We start from the raw sequence: 19,950 nt of genomic DNA, 5'->3' as shown, positions 1-19,950 counted from the left end.
TGCGGCTAGGTCCGCTTGCCCTTCAAGAGCACCTTCGGCCGCGTGCAGTATTGAAGCGCGTTCATCTGCGTATCAAGATTGCGACCTTTGCCATTCTGCATTTGCCACTGTCGGTTATAAAGGCGCTGGCCCATGTTGTTGACCGTATCCTCGTAATCCGCAGGCGCGTAGGCTGTTTTGAACAAGCCAGGCACCCCAACCGGGAACAGGTGACAGCTATCGGCGTCGATAAAGGTCGTAGAACCAACCGAGCCGCGATAGTTTTCCCAAACGATGCCGCCGAACTCAAAAATGCCGTAGCTTGAACGGTTCGGGCCGATATAACCGTCGCGCAGGATTTGCGCTTCAGACCAGCCTTTATAAGTTTCGCGAACTTCACGATGCGACAGAAGGTCATCGAAGAAGTTGTCACCCACAAAAGCATGTATTCCAGTGAATGGGACACCGCCAAGACTGTCGGCCGATCGACGGACGACGGACGCACATTTCTTGCGAAGAATGCCTTCTCCCGGGTTCGCTGCATCGAGATCGAAATCGATTGCAGCCGACTGCTGAACACCGAATTCGGTAAACAGGTTCAATGTTGAACCGTCGGCATAAGTTACGATGCCCTGTACGGCCCCCATGCGCGCGAATTCTTCGGTCGCTGCCATACTGTTGACGTGCGTTACCTGTCGCTGCCCAACCTTCTGCATGACGGTCATCAAGGCGCGCTCTTGGCCGAAAGCGCGGACATTTTGCACTTCTTCGGCGTAAATTGCGTCGTTAATTTCGAAGTGTGGAATAATCAGCGAGCGAAGGTCGCGCTTTTCCTTGGCAATAGTCGTGCCCGGTCCACCGCGAGGAGTTGGCGGGACGATAACCAGAATATCGCCCTTCTTCTCGATGGCGATTGTGGTCGTATCGACGCTTTCGACCCCAAACAGACCCATTTCGCCGATGCGACCGGGTACAAATTTCAGTTCGTTGATGGCGTCGGTCAGGCTCGTCGTCGAAAACGCCGCGTCGTTAAAGATTTCCAACATTTAAGTTGTCTCCAAATTTTCGGAATGTGGTGCGTTGCTGCGGCGGGATGCGCTAGCGAACAATGATGCCGAGGGCGGCGAGAGTGGAAATTGCGGCGGCCTTTTTCTCCGCGACAATTTCGTCCGGCCAAGCGAGGCAATGAGTATTCACCTCGGCGTCACGGCGGAGCGCCGCAATCTTGACGGTTTCGCCCTCGCCAGTGAGGGCCGGATAGATTGCGATGGCGGCGGGCTTTTCACTCCCGTCGTCCCCGTCCGGATTGTAGGCAACTGCCTGATAATCCCCGGCCTCAACGCCGACGATCACCTCAAAGCGGTCACCTGCGGCAAATGCAGTGCCACCGGCCGCGATAGTGAACTTGACCTCCTTATTGAAGGCGGTGCCTACCGTGGCATTGCCGATGTTGACGCCTTTCGGGTCCTCGACTGCAAAGGCTGTGTCCGAAGTCGCGATCACGACATAGGTGCCATTCTTGGCCTTGGACGAAACTGGGGTGCTCGCCATAGTCAGAGTGCCGTTACCGGCATTTTCGGCGCCTGCGACAACCGTTGCGGTTACGTCGGTCGCCATCGCGAGAAACGCCAAGATCGTTCCCGCCTCAATGGCTTGTTCCGCAGCGACCGTCACGTTTTCGCGCGAGCGGTGGCCGTTGGCCTCGCTCAAGATAAATTCGCCCGCGTGGCGGGGTTCGATGAACACTTTCGACATTGTTCAATCTCCAATGAAAGCGATTTTGGAAGAAGTGGGAGGGCGCTTGAATGCGCCCCGCGATCACATGCGGGCGTTGAGCTTGCTTGTGACTTCACCCCACGCGGCTTTTGTCTTTTCCGCCTTGTTCGGCTGTTTGTCGGCCTTGGGGTCATACACTACGAGACCACCGACGGCTTCATGCGAACGCTGCCCTTCGATATCGGCGTCGTTGTCGGGTTCTGGTTTGGAGGCTTCCAACCCGGACAGCACGCCTTTTGCCGTTTCCGCCGAAAGGTCCGTCGTAAATGCGAGGTGCATTGCCGAGGTTTCGCGACCCTTGGCTTCCGGCAGGTTGAGAATGGCCTGAATGCGGGTCCGCTCGGCGGTCGCTCCCGCCTTTTCTCCGGCCGTCTGCCCCTCGGTCCGGGCGGCTGCTACGGCGGCATCGTGATCCGCGCGAGCGATCATTGGTTCATTCATGGTATTGCTCCTGAATTTGGAGGTTGTGGAGGGGGATCGCCCGTCCAGTTCTTTGATGACCGCCTCGAAATTGCCGATGCGATCCGCCATTCCGGCCGCAACTGCGGCCGATCCGATAAGCACGTCGCCGCCGCCAAACTTGGCAATGACGTCGTCGGGCTTGACGCCTCGGCCATCTGCGACCGTGGCGATGAAGACTTCGGCGAGCGCATCAATCGTGCGCTGAATGCGCGCTCGCCCTTCATCTGTTGAAAGGTCCGTTCGCTTCCCGGGGGATTGAGAAGAAATGAACTCGATCCGTCCGGCCTCGGCGTCCTTTTTGCTGGTGTCCTGCAAGGCTGCGCGAACACCAATCGAGCCGAGCAAAGCAGTGTCGGCGATTACGATTTCAGTCGAATTTGACGCGAGCCAATAACCCGCCGAGGCGGCGGAACCGCCGACATAGGCGACAATTGGTTTTATTGCCTTTCCCGCCCGGATTGCCTTTGCGAGTTCGTCGACGTTGGTCACCGATCCGCCCGGCGTGTCGTAGGACATGACAATCGCCCGGATCGACGGGTCATCGAGCGACGCTTGAAGATCACGCCGCAAGACGTCGTAGGAGGTCGCGCCAGATATTGCCGTAAAAAGATTTGCACGGCTGACAAGAGGTCCACGAACGTCAAGGATTGCAACCGGTCCGCGACGGGTAAGGCGTTCGGCGGTCGGGACGTGCTCGGCACGATAAGCCTCAAGGGCATCAATCGAGACGTCATTTTCGCGGGCGGCAACGGAGAGGACGAGTTCCAGCCCTTCGGCTGTGATCGCCCACGGCTCCGCAAGCGCCGCCCGAAGGGCGCGCGTTGCTGGCATAGTGATTTTCCTTGTGATTTAACGGCGGCGAGAGCCGCCGACGATTGCGAAACGACGGTTCAAAGGTCGAAGGCCGTTAAGCTCGCGGCATTCATCCTCCGCCCTTTGCATTTCTTGCCGCAGCAACGCGAGGTTGCCTTGCAGAACAGAAGTTTGAACCTCCTGTTCGTTATCGCCGTGCCGGAAGCGCACCCGTTGGGCGGTGCCTCCGGCAAGCCTGTCGAAATAGGCTTGCCGAAGTGCTTTTGCTCTCGCGCAAGGATCATCCCAATCAATGGCGACAGGTCCGATTTTTTCGACCATTATTTTTCGTCCTCAGTTACGAGTTTGTCGCCGAGCGGATCGGGCGTCATGGTATCGCCGTCAGGGAGTTTAAGCACCTTGCGCTTGGCGTCTTCGCGCGCCCGTTGATCGTAAACGTCTTCCCAATCGACCCCGAGGTCGTTGCAAATCATTTCGTCGGAGGCGACGCCCATGCGCTTGTAAATCTCGTGCGCCTTGGCCGATTTGAGGTCGTCAGCTTGTGGCTTGGGTGGCCCGCGCCAGTCTGCGGAACAGGCTTCGGCCCGTTGCGCGCGAAATGCGCGCGGTCCACCGGGGAAGGGGATTGTTCCTCGTTCAATTTCTTCCTCAAGCCATGCCTCATAGACATGCTGTAAGAAACGGCCGCAGATATTTGCCCGCCGCGAAAGCGTGATGGGCCATTTTTCCGCCGTGGACATGCGCACCGACGAGTATGTCGCCCCGGTGTAATCTCCCGTGAGAGTTTCCACGGTCATGCCGAGGCAAGCCGCAATTTCCCGCAGTAGAAACTTGGTGAAAGCCTCGTATGTGTCGTTCGGGTGCTCCGAACGGTTCATTTTGAGACTTTCGCCCGGGAACAGGTGAGCGATACGCCCGCCGACCCCGAGGTCGATTTTCGTCTGATTGTACCAAGCTTGTTTGAAACCGAATAAAGTTTCGGCCTGGCTGCTACCAGAGGCGGCTTGCTCCGTCGGGTCTTGCAATGCCTGCAAGAGTGCGTCCGTGGGAGCCTCACTCTCGACAGTCGCGGCAAAAATAGACTGGATCAGCGCCGCGGTGAGCGTGGCGTCCGCAAGCTGGTCATACTGGCGAAGGACGCGAAGGATCGGGGCAAAGGGAGTTATGCCGCGAATTTGTCCCGGCGCGCCTTGGTAGATATGAAAAACCTGCGGTCGCCCCGCCCCATCGCGCGCGGCAATATCGACGGTGTGCCGAAACACCCCGTCGCGCATGAAGCGATATGAGAGCGGAAAGCCGAAGTCGTCCGTTTTTACGCCCTGATAGAGTTTGGACAACGGTTCTGTGTCCTGCACCAATCGGTGTGGAAGAACCAATTGAACCTTTGTTCGGGACTGCGAAATGCTTCGACGAATGGACGGGAGCAATCCCGTCGCTTCGCCATAAGCGTACCACGTCTTAAGCTCCATTGCCGTAAGCTCGCCCATAGTGTGCTTGCCTGCGGCGTCGCACTCGACGGGGTTTTCGCTCCACAAAATCCAGCGGCGTTCGACGATACTCGTCCACTCGTTGGCTTGATTTTCATCCCAACCGAGCGCGATGCGATCGGGCCGAGGCGACAGTCGTAGCCCCGTTCCGATCGTGCTTGCGACGGCCTGCTCAATCGCTCCGGCAATCCAGCCGGAGTTATGAAGGGCATCAATCGCCCGAGCCGCAGCCTCAAGATAAGATTTCGCGACGTCGTCCCGAGCATCCCGAAGTGCAGGACGCCAAGCGAACAATGCCGCAGCGCCACCGCTTCCCGGGGAGCGAAAATACTCGGCCGAATGCTGTGGTGACGTCTGCGGAACAGCACCCATAATGGTCCCGTCCGTGCCGACGCGAATGCGCGGTTTCGTTTGTGCGTTCATCATCACAACCCGTTAAATCGAGCCGCGATTGAAGCGATACGGTCGAACTTCGACCCTTTCGTCTCTTGCGGCTGTCCATTTGCATCGGGAACCGCAATTTGCGGTTCCGCTCGATCGTCGTCGTCACGTCGTCGAGCATTCGGGCCGAGGCGGTGCGCATTGAGTTGGTAACCGGCGGCGGCGGCCAGTGCCTCGCAGTCAAGCAAGTGGTTTTCGCGCGATCGCTGCACCCAAACCGGCGTGCCGGAGGGCGAAGTTGTTCGAGCTTCACTTACAATTTGCTGGCAATAGTCGTCCGTGGTTTTGGAGTGGAGATACCACGCACCTAGTGCGGGCCTGCCTTCCTCGGTTAAATGAGGATAGCGAAGCCGCTCATGCACCCAACTTTTCCAATGGTCCGTATCGAGGAGGTGCAGCGTCAAGCCGTACTTTGCCGACTTGCCGTCCGGTTTGACCTCGATTTTCGACTGAATGATCGGCTTTGACTGTGTGCGCCGTCCCTTTGTCGGGAAGACGAAACGTGGGAACCGCCTTGCAAACTCATAGACGCGATGTTCCGGCACGGCGAATTTCTTGCCGGGCCGGAAGCCGCTGTCGACGAATGCGAGCCTTATCGGCAGGCCGTCGATCGGCTGCGTTAGGAGTTCGGCAAGATCGTCCCAAACGTCTTGCTGCGAAGTTTCGCCCCAAAGGTCGCCGCTATCGACAAGCCAAGAGGTCGCGCGCGGCCCCCAAGCTCGAATGACGAACGGCAGGCGGTTTTTCTGGACGTCGACACCGGCCGTCAAGAAAATGGTTTGATCCGGCAATGTCCGGGGAAGATACGGGGCCTTGAGCCTCGCAACTTCTTCCCATTCCGGCACATCGCCGCCGCCCGGTGTGAATACCTCGCCGAAACCCGCGTTAACTGCGGTCTGAACTTTGGAACTATCGCCCGAGGCGAGCGCCTTCAAATATGCTTCGGCGCGCTCCCCGAAGGAAACGAACGGCGACGCAAGACCAGAAACCCAAAACGAAAGCGTTGTCGTGTCGGGCGGATCGCCGAAAACGTTGCCGTCCTCGTCAACCGTCTGGCCCGGCGCGACAAACACGCCGGTCGCGTTCATTTCGGCCTTGTCGCTTTCTTCGATCACGCATCCGTTGCGCGGACATTCGAGAAAGGCTTCGCGGCGAGCTTGCGCCGGGGTCGCCGTCTTCGGCCACGACAGGCATTTGAAACGTGGAACGAACCATTCCCGGCAATGGGGGCAACGCCAAGACCAATGATGGCGCGTGCCCTCTTGCCAAAGTTTCCAGATTGGCGACGCGACGTCATCCGGCGGCGCGACCTTCCAGAATTCAAGGCCGGTTTCCTCGTCCATTTCCGTTTCAACCATTCCTTGGGAGGGCGTGGACGTGATGCCGGTCATGAAATCGGCGTAGGTAATGCCGCGAGCCTCGACGAGGCCGAGGGGATCGCCCTGGCCTTTGATGTTCGCGAGCATTTCGTCGTACTCGTCGACGAGAGCCAGACCGGCAGGATCGGACTTGAGGGCGGTTGAAGAACCGGCGTGAGCGAGGCGGACAGTCACGCCCGCGACCCGCTTCAAGGTTTTCTTCATCCGTTTGCCGCGCGACAGTTTCGCCTTGAGCTTCGGAGCTTCGTCGAAAAGGCCCATGAGGCGCGGTTCGAACTGGTCAGTCAGAAAGTCTTTGCTCGGCCCGACGTAAAGGATCGGTACCGGCCGCGTGTCGCAGCGGTAGCCGATGACGTCGAGAATGCTTTCGGTCTTTCCGCTTTGCGCACCTGTTACGAGGACGTTGCGCGTATAGCGATGGTCGTCGAAACCTCGCGTGAACGGCACGGCATAAGGCGTAAGAAATGGGTCGCGCTCACCCGGCTTGCCGGAAGTTGGAGGATAGACCCGGTTATCAGCGCCCCATTTGTCAGGCGTCGTCTTCTCTGTCGGTTCCCAAAGGATCGCGGCCAGATCGTAGAGCCTCGCTTGCCTCCCGGAACTTGTTTTGTGATCGAGCAAACGCGCCATTTAGACCCTTCTCAATCTCATCCCGGAGCTTCACATCACGCGTCACCGACGCGGGAAGCCCTGCCAGTTCGGCCCGGAGCGTTGCTAAAATGCTGGATGAAACGGCCTCGACGTCGTCCATTTCGACGAGACGGCCTTCCTCTTTGGCGATGCGGAGTTCAACTTCGCGCTGTCGCGCTGCTTTCAAGCCGTTGTCCGCTGCCGATTTTGTTGAGCGCCGCTCCTCGTCTTTGAGAGAGCGGACGTAGCCTTGCACCACTTCGACGAGCGGGTACTTGCCTTTGACCGCAGTCGGGACATAGCCATTCGCCGCCAACTGCCGGAGCCATTGCGTCGTAACTCCCAAGAGGGAAGCCGCTCCACTGGCGGAAATCACTTCATCGCCAGTCAAAGCAAAGACGCGCGTCGCCGGAGGGGTGACGGTCGGTTTTTTCGCCATTGCGAATGTTCCTTCGGGTGCAAAGCAAACCGCGATTTTCGATAGCTGAAAAACGCTCAAATTCGGGGCTGCGGCGGCACCGCATGCCTTGGGGGTAGGGTACGGTCCCTAAAGGGGTGGGGGTGCCTCGCCTCGGAGGCGGTCACCCACACGCACGGCCGCCCTGCCGATACCGATTTGACCATCGCGAAAGAACGCGCGTGTACGGTCAAATTTGAGGCTTTCGACTGATCGGGGTTAGGAGAGCTTGAAAAGGCGCATGAGTTCATGCTCGACGCGGGTCATGACGAACCCACTGACCATGCGCCACTTCTCGGCAGTCGGGTCTTTGACGACCTCTCGGGCGATGTTGGGACCGAACAGCGGTTCGAGCGGTCCGCGCCCTTTGCCTTCACGCTTGAACACCCTGCCGTCATACGCGGGGACGATAAAGGTCGACTTGAAAACTCGGCGCTTTTTCCATGGGGCAGCGCTCACACCTTTCTTGCCTTGTCGGGCATTGAACAGGTTGAGGTTTGTTTCCCCGCCTTCCGCTTCCAATTTGTATTCGAGCTTGTTCGGGTGCGCTCGAATGGTTTTGACGGCCTTGTTAATCAGGCCGTACTTGATCCCGGTTTGAGCGACCAGCGAACGCTTGACTTGCGTGCGGGCTTGGTCGCCACCGCGATTGAGTGCTCGGGCGAATACACGTTTTGCATCACGTTCGCCGATTGCTTCCAGCGCCTTGCCGTATCGTTTGAATACGCCGTCCGTGGTGATGACGATGCCTGCCATATTTTCACCCGATCAAAACCCGGCATGAAAAAACGCGCGTTGCCGACAAGGCATAACGCGCGCTCGCATGCGGATTTAAAATTAAAGATTTTCTATTTTAACGATGGATCAGAATAACAATACTAGATCGCTCGTCTCTCCGGGAGACTTGTCGTCTCCCGTCGCCTCGCTCTCGTCAGTGCTCTACGATCCGCGTGCGACCCCATCGTCTTAACGCGAGAGAAAGAGCGATTTTGTCTCACTCGTCAATAGAAAAAATCCGTAACAGATCGTACTGTTTCGTACCGGACAAGAATGGTTCGTATTAAGTTGTAGTCTTTTCAACCACTTCGTACTCAGACGGACATGTGAAAATAATTTTGTCCGGCATGCGTGTCCGGTAGCTTTTCAGGCTCATTCTGCCGGACACGGTGTTAACGTTATGAATTTAAAAGGGTAACTGACGCGCCGGACAATGGAGTGTCCGGCATTCCTGCCGTTTCTGTCCGGTTGAATGCGCATTTTGTCCGGCTGCAAGGCGCATGTGTCCGGCAGCCCCTTACTTATCAACGACTTACCAGTCGCCATTAGCAGCAGGTGATTTGCCTGATAAAAAAGTAAGAAAAAATCTAACTTTGCTGTTGCGAAGTTAGATAAAATCTGTCAAACCATAACCACAGACAGCGATTTTATAGCCAAGCCAGTTAGATAGAAAACCATGCCGACAGTATCAGAAGTGAGCACAAACCACCTCGAAGCTATCGAGCTTCGCTTGTCACACGAACGCGCCCGGGTCAGTGACGCAAGGACCGAGACAGAACGGGCTTGGCGGGAACATAACGTCCGAATGATCGAGCGGGAACGCGAAGGCGAAATAGCCTTCCTCGCCAAACACGGGATCATAATCGAAGACACCCCGCTAATGACGATCGATGAAATCCTAGCCGAATTAGATGCATTCGATGGGCTTTGAGCCTTTCAGTTTCCCGTCTCTTTCCCTCCAGTCAGGGGCGGGTTTCTCAAATGCTCAACAACGAGGATCTTCGACATGCAAGCCAAAATGAAAAAGCAAATTAAGTCATTCATCGCAGAGCTTGAGAAGCGCACCGAAACTTTTAGCGCTGCCGTCGATGAAATGCGCGACGAGTACGAAAACAAGTCGGAGCGTTGGCAGGACAGCGAGAAGGGCGAGGCCGCCTTGGAGGATATCGACAATTGCGAGAATGTTTACAGCGAAGTCGAAAACCTCTTGGAGAGCTTAAGGGCGCTGGTCGACGAGTAGGCGACGAAACGAGCGAGTTGGGAGACACCCGAAATGAAAACGATAAAAGTCCACCCTAAGCTTTTGCACCTTTGTGCCGTCAAGGTTGAATACGCCGCAGATATGTCGCGCGAGGAAACCGCCGCACTTATGAACTGGTGCGATTGCCAGACCGAAAGCCTTTGGGATCACATGTCCTTGCAAGAAATTCTCAACGTATATCGCGTTAGCGCCGAGTGGGACACTTGGGAAGATTGGGCGCAGGATGACCCGCAAGACGCCCGCTATATGTGGAACAAGGCCGTAATCGATCCTGAAAACAAGATGAAGATTGACGCCTAAGCCTTCCGGTTTCCGACTTTTTCCCGGCGTTGGGAATAAGTCGGTTTCCCGAATGCTTAACCACCACACGAGGCATTATCATGCAGATTTTTGAAGTAGAGTTGCCGGGGGTAAACCAGCGCCGAGAAGCGCTTAAGCGCCCACTGCCGGAAGCCCAAATTGAAACGCTCCGCGAGGCGAGCACCGCTTATCAAGCGCGGTGCCCGTTCACCGTCGGCGATATTGTCACCCCGAAGCCGACGTCGATCTATGACCACAAAGGCATTCCGCATGTGGTGCTTGAAGTCGCTCCGGTTGCGATCCGGAACTTTGAGCCGGGGAATTGCTATGCTCATTCCTTCGGTACTCGCCTTGATATTCGCGTCGGCGTCCTAATGGGCGGCGAGGTGGTCGCCTTCTGGCAAGAAAGCTGGCAGCACCAACTTTACACGCCGGCCGAATAGCGGCTCGGCACCCGCACCCTAATCCCTTTTGCTTCCTGTCGATCGAGCGCGCGTTTCAGCGCCACGGCGAAGCTATGTCTAATCGGAGCTTGGCATCATGTGCGAACTCGCAATTACAGCCATAGAACATTTCAGGGCCAAAGGCCCGACGATCCGGCGCGTTTATAACCTGCCGCTCGACCTTCACGCCCGCTTGCTCAACTACATGGCCGCAACGGGCATCGACACGGAAGTCGAAGCCGTCCGCCGCCTTTTGTCCGACGAGCTCAACAACCACGAAACGCCCGATCAAGCTTTTTCCCGGTTGGCCTTGATGCATGCGGACGAGGCGGCAATCGCGGCTTGCGGCCATCCGCATGTTGAGGGCTTTCGCTGGTCCGATAACCGGGACGAGTTTGCGATCTTCTTGCGCAACGGCCGAGTTCTTCAATACATCGATGGATTTGCCCGTATCGACAATCTGCCAGTGAGGGCAGTTCTATGACTACGGGCAAAGCAACACCTGGCCCTTGGTCACAAGGCAAACTTCTATCCACGGCCACAACGCGGCGGTGGACGAAGGAAGTGCGCGACGAAGTGCAGGCTTCGGAAAGAGTTCGCGTTTTCGCGAATTTTAGGGCGGCCGACGAGGGGCGCGGCCGCGAACTGGTAGCGGTATTTCAGCGGCCGGAAGACGCGGCGCTCGGCGCGGCCGCTCCTGAATTGCTCGATGCCGTCTATCTGGCTTTGCCGTTTGTCGAGGATGCGCTTGAAAGCCCTGTGTTCACACGGGGTGTGGTCAAAAAAGCCGTCGCGCAGTTGCGCGCGGCTATCGAGAAAGCGGAGGGGAAGTAATGTCCTTTAAGCTGTCGAAGGCCAAGATGAAGTGCCCGAAATGGATGAAGAGAGCGGACTTTGATCGCATCCTCCAGATGGACACGGAAGAAGCGCTCGACGAGGTTGAGCGGCTCAAGAACGAAATACGCGAATACAAGCGTAAATGGCGCGAAGAAAACCGGGAGAAGTACCGCGAATATAAACGCGAGTATGTCCGCCAATGGCGCAAGAAAAACCCGAAAAAGGCTAAGGAAATAGACAAGCGAAAGCAGGATAAAATAAGGGGCGATCCCGTACTACTCGAAAGGGCGAGGCAGCTTCGCCGCGAAAGTAGAGCGCGCACCGGAATATACACAAACAAAAACGAGCGGGCAATAAGAATGCGCCGATACTACCGCAACAAGTCTTTGAAGATGGCGCGGGAGAAGCCAAACGAATTGCGAGCGCTTATCCGTCCGATGGTCCCCGGATATCTCGACCCATCGGCAAAGATGGATGTGATCGCGGCGGTTATGGAAATGGCCCTCAAGAACAGGGTCGAGTTCAATAAGCTGAATGAAGCCGTCAAAGCGGCAGTGACCGCCTACAACCGCCAGTTCGACCACTTCAAGAACGTCTCTATCGACGCCCCGATAGCCGGGACCGACGGCCTTACGCGCGCCGACTTGCTCGATAGCGAAACGTTCCATTTTTAGGAGGACGTTGAATGTCCCATATCAAGACGGAATACCGGGGCCACACGATCGCTTATGGCGAAAACTCCGACGAATGGCATTGTTTGGACGTCAACTTTGCAAGTGCGAGCTTGCTGAAAGTGAAGAGCCGCATCGACAAAATGTATCTCGACATGCGCAAGCAATCGGCGGTCGACGTCTTTGAAATGTCGAAAGGCGGCGTCAACAGCATGCCTGTTCTTACGCCTTCGCTGATCGTGGATTTTGTTAAGACAAAGCTCGAAAAGAGCTTTTACGGGCGCGATGCCGAACCTGTTGAAAAACATATCGTCGCCGTCGCTGCACAACGCGCGCATTCGACGAAAGTGGCTCGCCGGGAAGCCAATATCAACGAATTGATGCCTTCCACACCGGCAGCCGAAAGGGCTTGGGGCGAATACCTTATCGCATGCGAAGGGCTTCGCGCCGCTCACGCTAAAGCGGAGCGCGCCTACCGAGCAATTCCCCGCGTTTCGTTGGAAGACGTTGCCGCGTTGAAGGCAATCAAAGACAGCCAAAAGGATGCCGACAATGAATAGAACCGAACGCCTTTTGAAGCTCATTCGCGCCATTGAAGACGGCCGCCGTCACACCTCGGACAGCCTTGCATCGCTTTTGCAGGTCACGCCCCGGACGATCTATCGGGATATCGCGTATTTGCGCCGCCAAGGTTGGAGCATCCCCGGCGGTGCTGGCTTTGGTTACGTGTTCAACGGCCGCGCGAAAGTGAAGGGCTATCGCGCTCCAATCAGACAGCCGGAGGCAAGAGTATGAAGACTATCGAGCAAATCATTCGTGACGATATCGGGCATGGCGGGCCGCAACTTCCTTCCGACGAGCACGAGCAAAGAATTGATAGCATCCTTGGGCAGATGAATTGCGCGGAATTGCTGACACGCATTAGCAATGCAGTCGCAGAAATAAGAGGCGGGTCCGGCATGCGCTTGGTTTATTCCGGCCCGGAGAGTGCGCTCTGTAGTTCAATGAAAGGGGCCACACCTGCCACGGTTTTCTATACGAACTATCGCGGGGAAACTTCGGAGCGAACAATTACGCCTATCCGGCCTTGGTTTGGTTCGACAGAATGGCACCCGGAACCGCAATGGCTCTTGCGGGCCTACGATCACAACAAGGGCGCGGAACGTGATTTCGCTCTCAAGGATTTCGGCGGACAGGAGCTATCCGCTGCGCGTGCGCTGTCGTTGGAGGATTGGCAGCTTGATCAACTCCTCACCGGCGTCAAATCGCAGGTCAATCATAACGGATGGGAAGAGCCTTACGTCCGCAATCGGCTTCGATTTGAGTTAGAGCGCATCTTGTCGGCTCCGCCCCGCGCTGCACCAGCTTCGGAGGGCGCGGATTGAGCAACCTTGCCGAAGCCAACAAGGCACTCAATCGGATGCGTCGGGCGCACGAGAGAAATACCGGGTGCCGCTTAACGCCGCAAATGATCGCCGGTCTATCCATCACAACAATCGGACAAATGTGGGCGGAAGACGATCCCACCGAACAATCAGGAGGCGAGCAATGTCTCAAATAGAAATCGCTTTTGAGGCTTTGCGCCGAGCGAATTCCCGCGAAATAGTCGGCGCAGGTGCTACATTGCACGAGGCTTGTCAAAAGGCTTTAGCTAGGCTCGGCCAAGTAGGGCTATAGGAAATTGACGGCGGTGAAATCTATCCGCCTATTAGAACTTCAACGTCCGGGGCGTCACGCAATGACCAATTGGTTCTTCAAAAAGCGCATGGAATGGATCGACGAGAGTTTGCGGTTATTCGGGAGGGTCAGCACTTGGCATCTCGAACAAAAGTTCGAACTAAGCAGAACGCAAGCGCGAAATGACTTAAGTCTATTCCGGTCACGCTATTTGTGGAAAGTGGATCATAGCCGGTCATCAAGTTTGGAATTGTTTCGTGCCTCGCACATGAATGTGCGTTGGGACGATGGGAAGCCGTTTTTGGAACCCAAAGCCGCAACTCCTCGCGTGTCCGAATAATCGATTGAACGCGCCTTGTTTACGATTTAGCCTTCTCCCGACTTTGAAGCGGGAGAGGGCAATTGAAGAAATCTGAAAAGCTTGCAGTCGCTGCCGGTATATTCGGGGCATTCGTGTGCGTTGGGCTGAATTATTGGCTCGGGTCCGAAGTCTGGCCTTGGTATGTGCACGCTGTCTTATGGGGCATTTCGGCGCTTTCTGCTTACAAAGCGCTCGTCGGGTTCGCCGTCACCGACCGCTTAATCGACAATTGAACAGCGGGGAAAACCTGCGTTATTCCGCCGCTTGTTTCGTTTCGTGAACTCGCCGCTAATTGACGTTTTCCAAATTTTGTTCTCATGATGTTCTCATGCAGATTGAGACATTAGGAGACGCCTACACGCACAGCGTCCGCATTAGACTGCGGTGCGCGTGGGGCAAAAGAGACGCAATGAAGTCGGTTCGCGAATGCTTGTTTAGCGCGGAACTTGATGTGCAAACGCTCGTCTGCACGCGCGGTAGGGACATGCCCCTAACCTTTTTGCAGGATCGCATGAAGTGCCCGTCCTGCGGATCAAGGCGGGTTCGGCTCATGTTCGACTTCCCGAGTAATTCGGGTGCCGGGGCGGTTGCCGCTCCACTGTCGAAGTCGGCGAGAGGATACTAAACGGGGGTAATTATGATTGAGGTTCTTCTTGCGGCGGCCGTCATGACCAGCGCGCCGCAGGCATTGGACGGCGACACATTCGTCATTGATGGTGAGCACGTCCGCATTGCGAATATCGATGCACCGGAAACCCGCAACGCGAAATGCGATGCCGAGCGACGCCTCGGGCGCGTCGCCAAGCGCCGGTTGCAGGAATTGCTTGCATCACCGGGTTTTGAAATGGAACGGGGCGACCCGAAGTCCGGCCGCATCAAGGATCGCTACGGCCGCACACTGGCGACGGCCTACGTCGAAGGCGTTGACGTCGGGTCGATCTTAATAGAGGAAGAACTTGCCCGCCCGTGGCGTGGCAAACGTGAACCGTGGTGCGCAAAATGAATTTGTTTATTGATTTAATCACGTTCGAAAGAGAGAGCGCACAAAACCCATTTGAAGAAGCACGAGCTTTAGGCATCAAATGGGCCTCGTCCGAACAGCAGCTTATAGCGGAACAAATCAAGCTGACGGGCTGCACATTGCCAGACGGTCTAACGGAAGCCAATTTCCCGAACTGGCTTAGACGTGGCAGGTGAGGCTATTCGTTCGGGTCTTTTCCCTGAATGCCGACGAACAATCCCCGCGAAACATCGTTGATCGCTCGGGCGGCCTCTACGGCCGTCCAACCAGCCTTTTCCGCTTGTTCGATGATATCGACAACAGCCCCCGCGACAGCTTCCTGACAATCGATGTTGCGGTCAGGATATTTACCCTCATGTTTTGGACCGGGCACGGAATTCAAATGAAATGGCATATCGACGGCTCCCTCATTGAAGATGGAAGGTAGGGCGTCGAAATTAGCCGTCCAGTAGGCCGCCCGTCTCGATGGGCTGCATAGTGTCTTCGCCCTGATAGCGGCTCGAATTGACGTTCGTGGAAACGCGCCAAGCCTGCAAGTTGTCGTCATTCGCAGGCTTCAATAGATCGACGCGCGGCTCGGCGAGCCAAGCGCGCCAGTCGCTTTCCTGCAAAATGACGGGCATGCGGGTGTGAATTTTCTGCATGAACGGGTTCGCATCGCACGTGATTATTGTGCAGCTTGTTACTTCCTCGCCGGTTTCGCGATCCTTCCAGCGGTCGTGTAGTCCGGCAAACGTCAACGGTCGCCCATCCTTGGCGGAGATAAACCACGGCAAGCGTGCTTCTTTCGGTCCCGACCATTCGAAAAAGCCCGATGCTGGTATCAAACAGCGCGTGCTTTTCAGGGCCGTCCGGAACATTGGCTTGCTTGCAATATCTTCCGACCTCGCATTGAACGTTGTTGGGACGCTTTTCAAATCCTTCGACCACCACGACGGCACAAGCCACCAGCGCATTTCTGAATAGGCCAGGTGCTTGCCAGCTTGCGTGATAACGCCGACTTGCGTCGTCGGGGCGATGTTATATCGAGGCTGTATATTCTGGGGCGTGGTCGCCGTGAGGTTATACATCGCATAGATTTCGGCCCACGTGTAAGTTTGCGTGAAACGACCGCACATGGAATTGTCTCCCCATCTATGGTGCTAAGATTTCAATAAGCGCCTTCGCTCGAATGACAGACGGGTGCATACTGGCATTCGCATCGACCATATCCAGCAAATCGCGGACTATGCCGAATAATTCCTCGTACTGGACGACGCGGAAACCAGCGTCGTCAAGATCGTTGATGACCTTGCTTGCGAGCGTGTGCGGCGCGGAAGTCAGGCCCTCAAGGGCTTTGACAACCACCTCGCGCGAATTGCCGGGCATAATCATGTTCAATCTCCCCGAAGCCCAAGCTTGCCCGCGATCGTCTTGAAGTGAGCGCGGGTAAGCGCTTCCGCTGTGTCCTGATCGACATGAAAGGCAATCGGCTTTTCGCGATCCTCGTCGTCGAGGTCGTAAACGGAAAACGCTTCGCCTCTCTCTTTCTCGACGTCGTACGGCGCTTCCACGCCGTTGTGCTCCATGCACCATTCACCATTACGGCGCTGACGGATTTTCATGGCAATCTCACCTCAAACGAGTTCGTCGATCGTAACCTTAAGCGCTTCCGCGATTTTCTTCATCGCGTCGAGAGAGCCTTCCCGGGCACCCTTTTCAATCTGCGACAAGTAGGCGGCACTGATACCGGCAGCCTCGGCGAGCGCCTTAGCGCTCAAGCCGCGATAGTCGCGCCAGACCTTTATTTTGTTCTCGCCGTCAATCATGCGGTTGACGAACTCGGCCGGGATCAGTTCTTCTTCTCCGGCAGCGAGCTTTTCGCGGAAAGTGCGGGCGGCTGCAATGTCTTCGCGATCCTCGAAAGCCTCAAGCAGCTTATCGTAATCGGCCTTGGGGAGAACTGCCATTTCCTCCCCCTGCGGCGTCTTGATGATTTGAACGTTCATTTCCGTTCTCCTTATTCGTATGCGCCGCCACGCGGCGCGATCTTAATTACTTCGAGAATGCGCCCGTCTTCTGTGAAGATGACGCGCCAGTCGCCAACCCGCAGGCGAAGCAATCCTTCGCCGCCCTTGAGCGCCTTGACGTTATTCGCAAGGCTTGCCGGATCGGCTGCATACTGTTCAATCTTCGACCGGATCAGCTTCGCCGTGTTGGCTGGCATCTTGATCAAGGTCTTAGTTGCTTCGCGGGAGTAAGTGATCTGTTTCATGAGTTGAAGTTAGCAATATGCTAATCGAAGTGCAATATAAAAATTAGCTAATAGCAAATAAAATGAAAGCCCCGACTTAGCGGGGCTTTCTTAATATGGCTCAAATCCGAAAGAGCGAGAAGGGGGCAATGAAGGAGTTCAGGAGTGATTGACTGATTTCCAGCCTCCGGCAAATCTCCCGCTGACTAACGCCCGCACGATGCATCCCTATCGCGGCCGCCTTGGCATATGGCCGCTTCTGAAACACGCGCACAGGGCAGGCCGCTTTTCGTGCGCGACGAATGAAAATTAGATTTGGCTGTGTCATCGGCGCGGAACCTCAATTCGATCGCGGTCCAATCCTTGGGAAATGGTGGAGAGAGCCTTGTCGCGGAGCCTGTAGGCGGTGGCACGTGACCAGCCCTTGTCATCGACAGCGTTCCCAAAGCGGTAGCGGGTGCACTTGCACCGCAACCAGAGTTGCAGCACGCGGGCAGCGCCGTCGTTGCCTTTGAGGTAAATCGTTGGCCAATGGATCGCCTTTTCGAGAAGCGAAACGCGGGCAGGTGAAAGCATCCGCTTGCGGGAAGGGATGACATTCTCCGGGTCGAGCTTTTCGAGAATGCCGTTACGGTCGTCAGCCGGGCCGGTACGCCCGGCGCTGGCAATCGACCATTTCGCAGCATCGACGAGGACTTCCCCGACAAGTTTCGGGGTCCAAACATCATCATAGTGTGTCAATCGTTCCCCCATAGTACGCCCGCTTCTTCGACGGCCGCCATGTTGACGTTGCTTGGTTCTGTGGGTGTGATCGGCTGGCGTGTGTCTTCCTGCTTATGGAAGCGCCGCTTTGCCTTCGGAGTTAGCCAGACGTGTGGGCTATCGCGGGCGATAAGCCCCTTGTGGAACAGCCGCTCTCCACGGCGGCCGAGTTCCTTCCGGCGAGCGTCAAGCTTCCGCTGACGTGTCTTCTCGTCGTCGTTCTTCTCGGCGGCATATTCGAAATCGAGCTTGTCGAAAGCTTCGATTACCTTTTGCCAATGGACAATGCGGACGTCGACCGGCAGGCCCATTGACGGCGGCGCATCGGTGCCGTGTTCGGTTAGCGCGTTCTGGATCGCGGACAGGAGAACATTTTCCTTGTCGGAAATGTTCGGCCGCTTCTCCGGTGCCTCGTCTGATCCTTCGCCCTTCGGCGTGACGACGACGCAAGACGTAATCGGGTCGCCGTCCTCGTCTTTTCCGATCTTGAGCTGAGATAGGGCAAATCGGAACGTGATCCCGTCTTCACCTTCCTTGTTCTTCTGCAAGAACACTTCGCGGATTTGCCGCCCATCTTCGTCGTGCAACCCATCGGCCAAACGGACAATGAGAGCGTTTTCGAGGTTGGCAATAAGCGAGGAGTGACCGCGTACCTTCGTGCCGTCCGCATTCATGTGGTGCACAAACAGGACGTGGCAGTTCAAGGCTTCTGAAATGCGGCGTCCGCGTTCCAACACCGAACCGACGTCTTTGCCGTCATTCTCATTCGCGCCGACCGTCGCCGTCGCCCAAGTGTCGATGACGACCAGCTCAAGCGGTGCATCGAAGGTTGACGCCCAATACTTGGCTTCTTCAATGAACTCGTTTGTCTGGTCGTCGTTCTGGTACAGGTTGAGCCGGGCGGGCATAAATACGAACGGCAGATTGTCCGAAGCAACAAGGCCGTGCCATTGGCGATATGCCTTGATGCGCTTTCGGAGGCCCTTTTGACCTTCACCCGCCTGATAGATCACGCCGCCACGACGAGACTTGCGGCCCATCCAGTTAATACCGCGAGCGACTGCCATAGCCGCGTCAAGTATCAAGAATGTTTTCCCGCTCTTTGACGCGCCAGACACGATCGACACTTCCCCGCGAGTGAGAATGCCCTTGATTAGATACTCGTGCTCTTGGGCCGGAGCGTCGAAAGCATCCCACGGAACCGCGTTGAACTTCGATTTGAAGGCCGGGGGCGTGAATTTGGGAGCCTTGGCCGCGATCTGGTAAAGCTCCTCGACAGTGTGACCGTCATCAAGCCAGTCGACGACGTCTTCTTTTTTCTTGTTGTCCGTCAATTGGACGACGCGGACTTCCGAAGCCTTCCCAAGCAGGGATGCTGCCACGCTAGTTGCATGGTCGATACCGACGAACTTCGGGCGGCCGTCATCATGAAAAAGTGGTTCGTTTGTCTTTTGGTGCCGTGCTTGCGGATCGTCATCCGCGAGCACGACAACGCGGGCACCCTTAAGATAGTCGCTAAGTTCCGCGATCCATTTCCCGGCACCGCGCGCATTTGTCGTTGCAGGAACCCCAAGGTCGAGCAGCTTGTCGGCCGCCTTCTCGCCTTCGACGACAAAAACAACATGCTTCTTTTCAAGCGCCTTCAATAGCTCGGGCAAGCGATAGGGGACCTGCCGAACGTCTTTCGTCGACCAGTTCCAGCCTCCGCCCTTCGAAGGGTCCGGGCGGCGCTGCCGGTATGTTTTCTCCGGCTTGCCGTCTTTCCCTACTTCGCCGTTCTCAAGCCGTACAACTTGGAAAAGCAGAACGCCTTTCTCGTCGACATAATCCCACGTCTTGACCGGCTTCATGTTCTCGTCATTGCGGCGAGAATTGCCATTGTCCGGCGCATAGTCACGGTTGCTGGACGACGCTCTGTCGTCGACGTGGAAGCCTTTCTCGCGCAGCCAGTCGACAGCCTCCCGGCCCTTGCGGCCGGTTTCTCTTTCTATGAGTGCGAGAACGCCGCCTCCGGTGTTTTCGCCGTGATCGAACCAAGTGCCCTTTTCAAGATCAATCGAAACTGATCCCTTGTTCCCGAAGCGAAGCTCGCTCGTTGTTGAAAGGTGCTTGTTTGGCTCGCCGAGGAGTTCGCGGGCAACCTCACCGGCAAAGCCTGCAAACTTATCGCCATTGTCAGCCAT

28 protein-coding genes are annotated in these 19,950 nt (G+C 56.4%); 12 read left to right on the top strand and 16 right to left on the bottom strand.

The window, feature by feature from the left end:
• Positions 1-5: 5 nt before the first annotated feature.
• The 8 genes from FGI60_RS11885 to FGI60_RS11850 all read right to left on the bottom strand — a co-directional run bounded on the left by FGI60_RS11885 (position 6) and on the right by FGI60_RS11850 (position 8,180).
• A complete protein-coding gene (locus FGI60_RS11885; RefSeq protein WP_138785346.1) occupies positions 6-1,025 on the bottom strand; it encodes a major capsid protein in 1,020 nt (339 codons plus the stop codon).
• Between the two features lie 52 nt (positions 1,026-1,077).
• Complete coding sequence (locus tag FGI60_RS11880; RefSeq protein ID WP_138785345.1) at positions 1,078-1,734, bottom strand: head decoration protein; 657 nt, start codon at positions 1,732-1,734, stop codon at positions 1,078-1,080.
• A gap of 63 nt (positions 1,735-1,797) precedes the next feature.
• Complete coding sequence (locus tag FGI60_RS11875; protein ID WP_138785344.1) at positions 1,798-3,048, bottom strand: S49 family peptidase; 1,251 nt, start codon at positions 3,046-3,048, stop codon at positions 1,798-1,800.
• Between the two features lie 18 nt (positions 3,049-3,066).
• The gene (locus tag FGI60_RS11870; RefSeq protein ID WP_138785343.1) at positions 3,067-3,351 is read right to left on the bottom strand and encodes a hypothetical protein; all 285 of its coding nucleotides are present in this window, start codon (positions 3,349-3,351) and stop codon (positions 3,067-3,069) included.
• Positions 3,351-4,943 carry a phage portal protein gene (locus tag FGI60_RS11865; protein WP_235889794.1) on the bottom strand — a complete coding sequence of 531 codons (1,593 nt, stop codon included), beginning with the start codon at positions 4,941-4,943 and terminating at the stop codon, positions 3,351-3,353. Before FGI60_RS11865 ends, FGI60_RS11870 begins: the two co-directional genes overlap by 1 nt.
• Positions 4,943-6,967 carry a terminase gpA endonuclease subunit gene (locus FGI60_RS11860; RefSeq protein ID WP_138785342.1) on the bottom strand — a complete coding sequence of 675 codons (2,025 nt, stop codon included), beginning with the start codon at positions 6,965-6,967 and terminating at the stop codon, positions 4,943-4,945. The genes FGI60_RS11865 and FGI60_RS11860 overlap by 1 nt, the downstream gene beginning before the upstream one ends.
• The gene (locus tag FGI60_RS11855; RefSeq protein ID WP_138785341.1) at positions 6,867-7,406 is read right to left on the bottom strand and encodes a hypothetical protein; all 540 of its coding nucleotides are present in this window, start codon (positions 7,404-7,406) and stop codon (positions 6,867-6,869) included. Before FGI60_RS11855 ends, FGI60_RS11860 begins: the two co-directional genes overlap by 101 nt.
• Positions 7,407-7,643: 237 nt before the next feature.
• Positions 7,644-8,180, bottom strand: a complete 537-nt coding sequence (locus FGI60_RS11850; RefSeq protein WP_138785340.1) for a phage tail protein — start codon at positions 8,178-8,180, stop codon at positions 7,644-7,646.
• 1,027 nt (positions 8,181-9,207) lie between these two features.
• Here FGI60_RS11850 and FGI60_RS11845 point away from each other — a divergent pair.
• The 12 genes from FGI60_RS11845 (at position 9,208) to FGI60_RS11785 (ending at position 14,948) form a co-directional block, all read left to right on the top strand.
• A complete protein-coding gene (locus FGI60_RS11845) occupies positions 9,208-9,441 on the top strand; it encodes a hypothetical protein (RefSeq protein WP_138785339.1) in 234 nt (77 codons plus the stop codon).
• A 33-nt stretch (positions 9,442-9,474) separates the two neighbouring features.
• Positions 9,475-9,762 carry a hypothetical protein gene (locus FGI60_RS11840; RefSeq protein WP_138785338.1) on the top strand — a complete coding sequence of 96 codons (288 nt, stop codon included), beginning with the start codon at positions 9,475-9,477 and terminating at the stop codon, positions 9,760-9,762.
• Positions 9,763-9,842: 80 nt separating this feature from the next.
• Complete coding sequence (locus FGI60_RS11835) at positions 9,843-10,205, top strand: hypothetical protein (RefSeq protein ID WP_138785337.1); 363 nt, start codon at positions 9,843-9,845, stop codon at positions 10,203-10,205.
• Between the two features lie 97 nt (positions 10,206-10,302).
• Positions 10,303-10,689 (top strand): hypothetical protein, encoded by a 387-nt coding sequence (locus tag FGI60_RS11830; RefSeq protein ID WP_138785336.1) that lies wholly within the window; start codon positions 10,303-10,305, stop codon positions 10,687-10,689.
• A gap of 80 nt (positions 10,690-10,769) precedes the next feature.
• Positions 10,770-11,039: a hypothetical protein gene (locus tag FGI60_RS11825; RefSeq protein ID WP_138785335.1), complete on the top strand. Its 270-nt coding sequence runs from the start codon at positions 10,770-10,772 to the stop codon at positions 11,037-11,039.
• Positions 11,039-11,716, top strand: a complete 678-nt coding sequence (locus FGI60_RS11820; RefSeq protein WP_138785334.1) for a hypothetical protein — start codon at positions 11,039-11,041, stop codon at positions 11,714-11,716. The genes FGI60_RS11825 and FGI60_RS11820 overlap by 1 nt, the downstream gene beginning before the upstream one ends.
• Before the next feature lie 11 nt (positions 11,717-11,727).
• Entirely contained in the window at positions 11,728-12,273 is a 546-nt protein-coding gene (locus FGI60_RS11815; RefSeq protein ID WP_138785333.1) for a hypothetical protein, read from the top strand.
• Positions 12,266-12,508 (top strand): HTH domain-containing protein, encoded by a 243-nt coding sequence (locus tag FGI60_RS11810; protein ID WP_171058755.1) that lies wholly within the window; start codon positions 12,266-12,268, stop codon positions 12,506-12,508. Before FGI60_RS11815 ends, FGI60_RS11810 begins: the two co-directional genes overlap by 8 nt.
• A complete protein-coding gene (locus FGI60_RS26415) occupies positions 12,505-13,098 on the top strand; it encodes a hypothetical protein (RefSeq protein WP_210238438.1) in 594 nt (197 codons plus the stop codon). The genes FGI60_RS11810 and FGI60_RS26415 overlap by 4 nt, the downstream gene beginning before the upstream one ends.
• Before the next feature lie 694 nt (positions 13,099-13,792).
• The gene (locus FGI60_RS11800) at positions 13,793-13,984 is read left to right on the top strand and encodes a hypothetical protein (protein ID WP_138785331.1); all 192 of its coding nucleotides are present in this window, start codon (positions 13,793-13,795) and stop codon (positions 13,982-13,984) included.
• Between the two features lie 404 nt (positions 13,985-14,388).
• On the top strand, positions 14,389-14,754 hold the full coding sequence (locus tag FGI60_RS11790; protein WP_138785329.1) for a thermonuclease family protein: 366 nt from the start codon (positions 14,389-14,391) through the stop codon (positions 14,752-14,754).
• On the top strand, positions 14,751-14,948 hold the full coding sequence (locus FGI60_RS11785) for a hypothetical protein (protein WP_138785328.1): 198 nt from the start codon (positions 14,751-14,753) through the stop codon (positions 14,946-14,948). The genes FGI60_RS11790 and FGI60_RS11785 overlap by 4 nt, the downstream gene beginning before the upstream one ends.
• 2 nt (positions 14,949-14,950) lie before the next feature.
• On the opposite strand, the gene FGI60_RS11780 is transcribed toward FGI60_RS11785, so the two are convergent.
• The 8 genes from FGI60_RS11780 to FGI60_RS11745 form a co-directional block, all read right to left on the bottom strand.
• A complete protein-coding gene (locus tag FGI60_RS11780) occupies positions 14,951-15,166 on the bottom strand; it encodes a hypothetical protein (protein ID WP_138785327.1) in 216 nt (71 codons plus the stop codon).
• Between the two features lie 43 nt (positions 15,167-15,209).
• Positions 15,210-15,890, bottom strand: a complete 681-nt coding sequence (locus FGI60_RS11775; RefSeq protein ID WP_138785326.1) for an SOS response-associated peptidase — start codon at positions 15,888-15,890, stop codon at positions 15,210-15,212.
• Positions 15,891-15,906: 16 nt separating this feature from the next.
• Positions 15,907-16,146, bottom strand: coding sequence for a hypothetical protein (locus FGI60_RS11770; RefSeq protein WP_138785325.1), 240 nt, complete (start codon positions 16,144-16,146; stop codon positions 15,907-15,909).
• A gap of 2 nt (positions 16,147-16,148) precedes the next feature.
• The gene (locus FGI60_RS11765) at positions 16,149-16,376 is read right to left on the bottom strand and encodes a hypothetical protein (RefSeq protein WP_006471876.1); all 228 of its coding nucleotides are present in this window, start codon (positions 16,374-16,376) and stop codon (positions 16,149-16,151) included.
• A 12-nt stretch (positions 16,377-16,388) separates the two neighbouring features.
• On the bottom strand, positions 16,389-16,760 hold the full coding sequence (locus tag FGI60_RS11760; protein ID WP_138785324.1) for a helix-turn-helix domain-containing protein: 372 nt from the start codon (positions 16,758-16,760) through the stop codon (positions 16,389-16,391).
• A gap of 11 nt (positions 16,761-16,771) precedes the next feature.
• A complete protein-coding gene (locus tag FGI60_RS11755) occupies positions 16,772-17,026 on the bottom strand; it encodes a type II toxin-antitoxin system RelE family toxin (protein WP_036565277.1) in 255 nt (84 codons plus the stop codon).
• A 303-nt stretch (positions 17,027-17,329) separates the two neighbouring features.
• On the bottom strand, positions 17,330-17,746 hold the full coding sequence (locus FGI60_RS11750) for a hypothetical protein (protein WP_235889793.1): 417 nt from the start codon (positions 17,744-17,746) through the stop codon (positions 17,330-17,332).
• Positions 17,743-19,950 carry an AAA family ATPase gene (locus tag FGI60_RS11745; RefSeq protein WP_138785322.1) on the bottom strand — a complete coding sequence of 736 codons (2,208 nt, stop codon included), beginning with the start codon at positions 19,948-19,950 and terminating at the stop codon, positions 17,743-17,745. Before FGI60_RS11745 ends, FGI60_RS11750 begins: the two co-directional genes overlap by 4 nt.

It is taken from the genome of Brucella haematophila (assembly GCF_005938105.1).
In the GTDB taxonomy this organism is placed as follows: Bacteria; Pseudomonadota; Alphaproteobacteria; order Rhizobiales; family Rhizobiaceae; genus Brucella; species Brucella haematophila.
The sequence above is the reverse complement of the archived record's forward strand: the minus strand, read 5'-3'. Positions and strand labels throughout refer to the sequence as shown.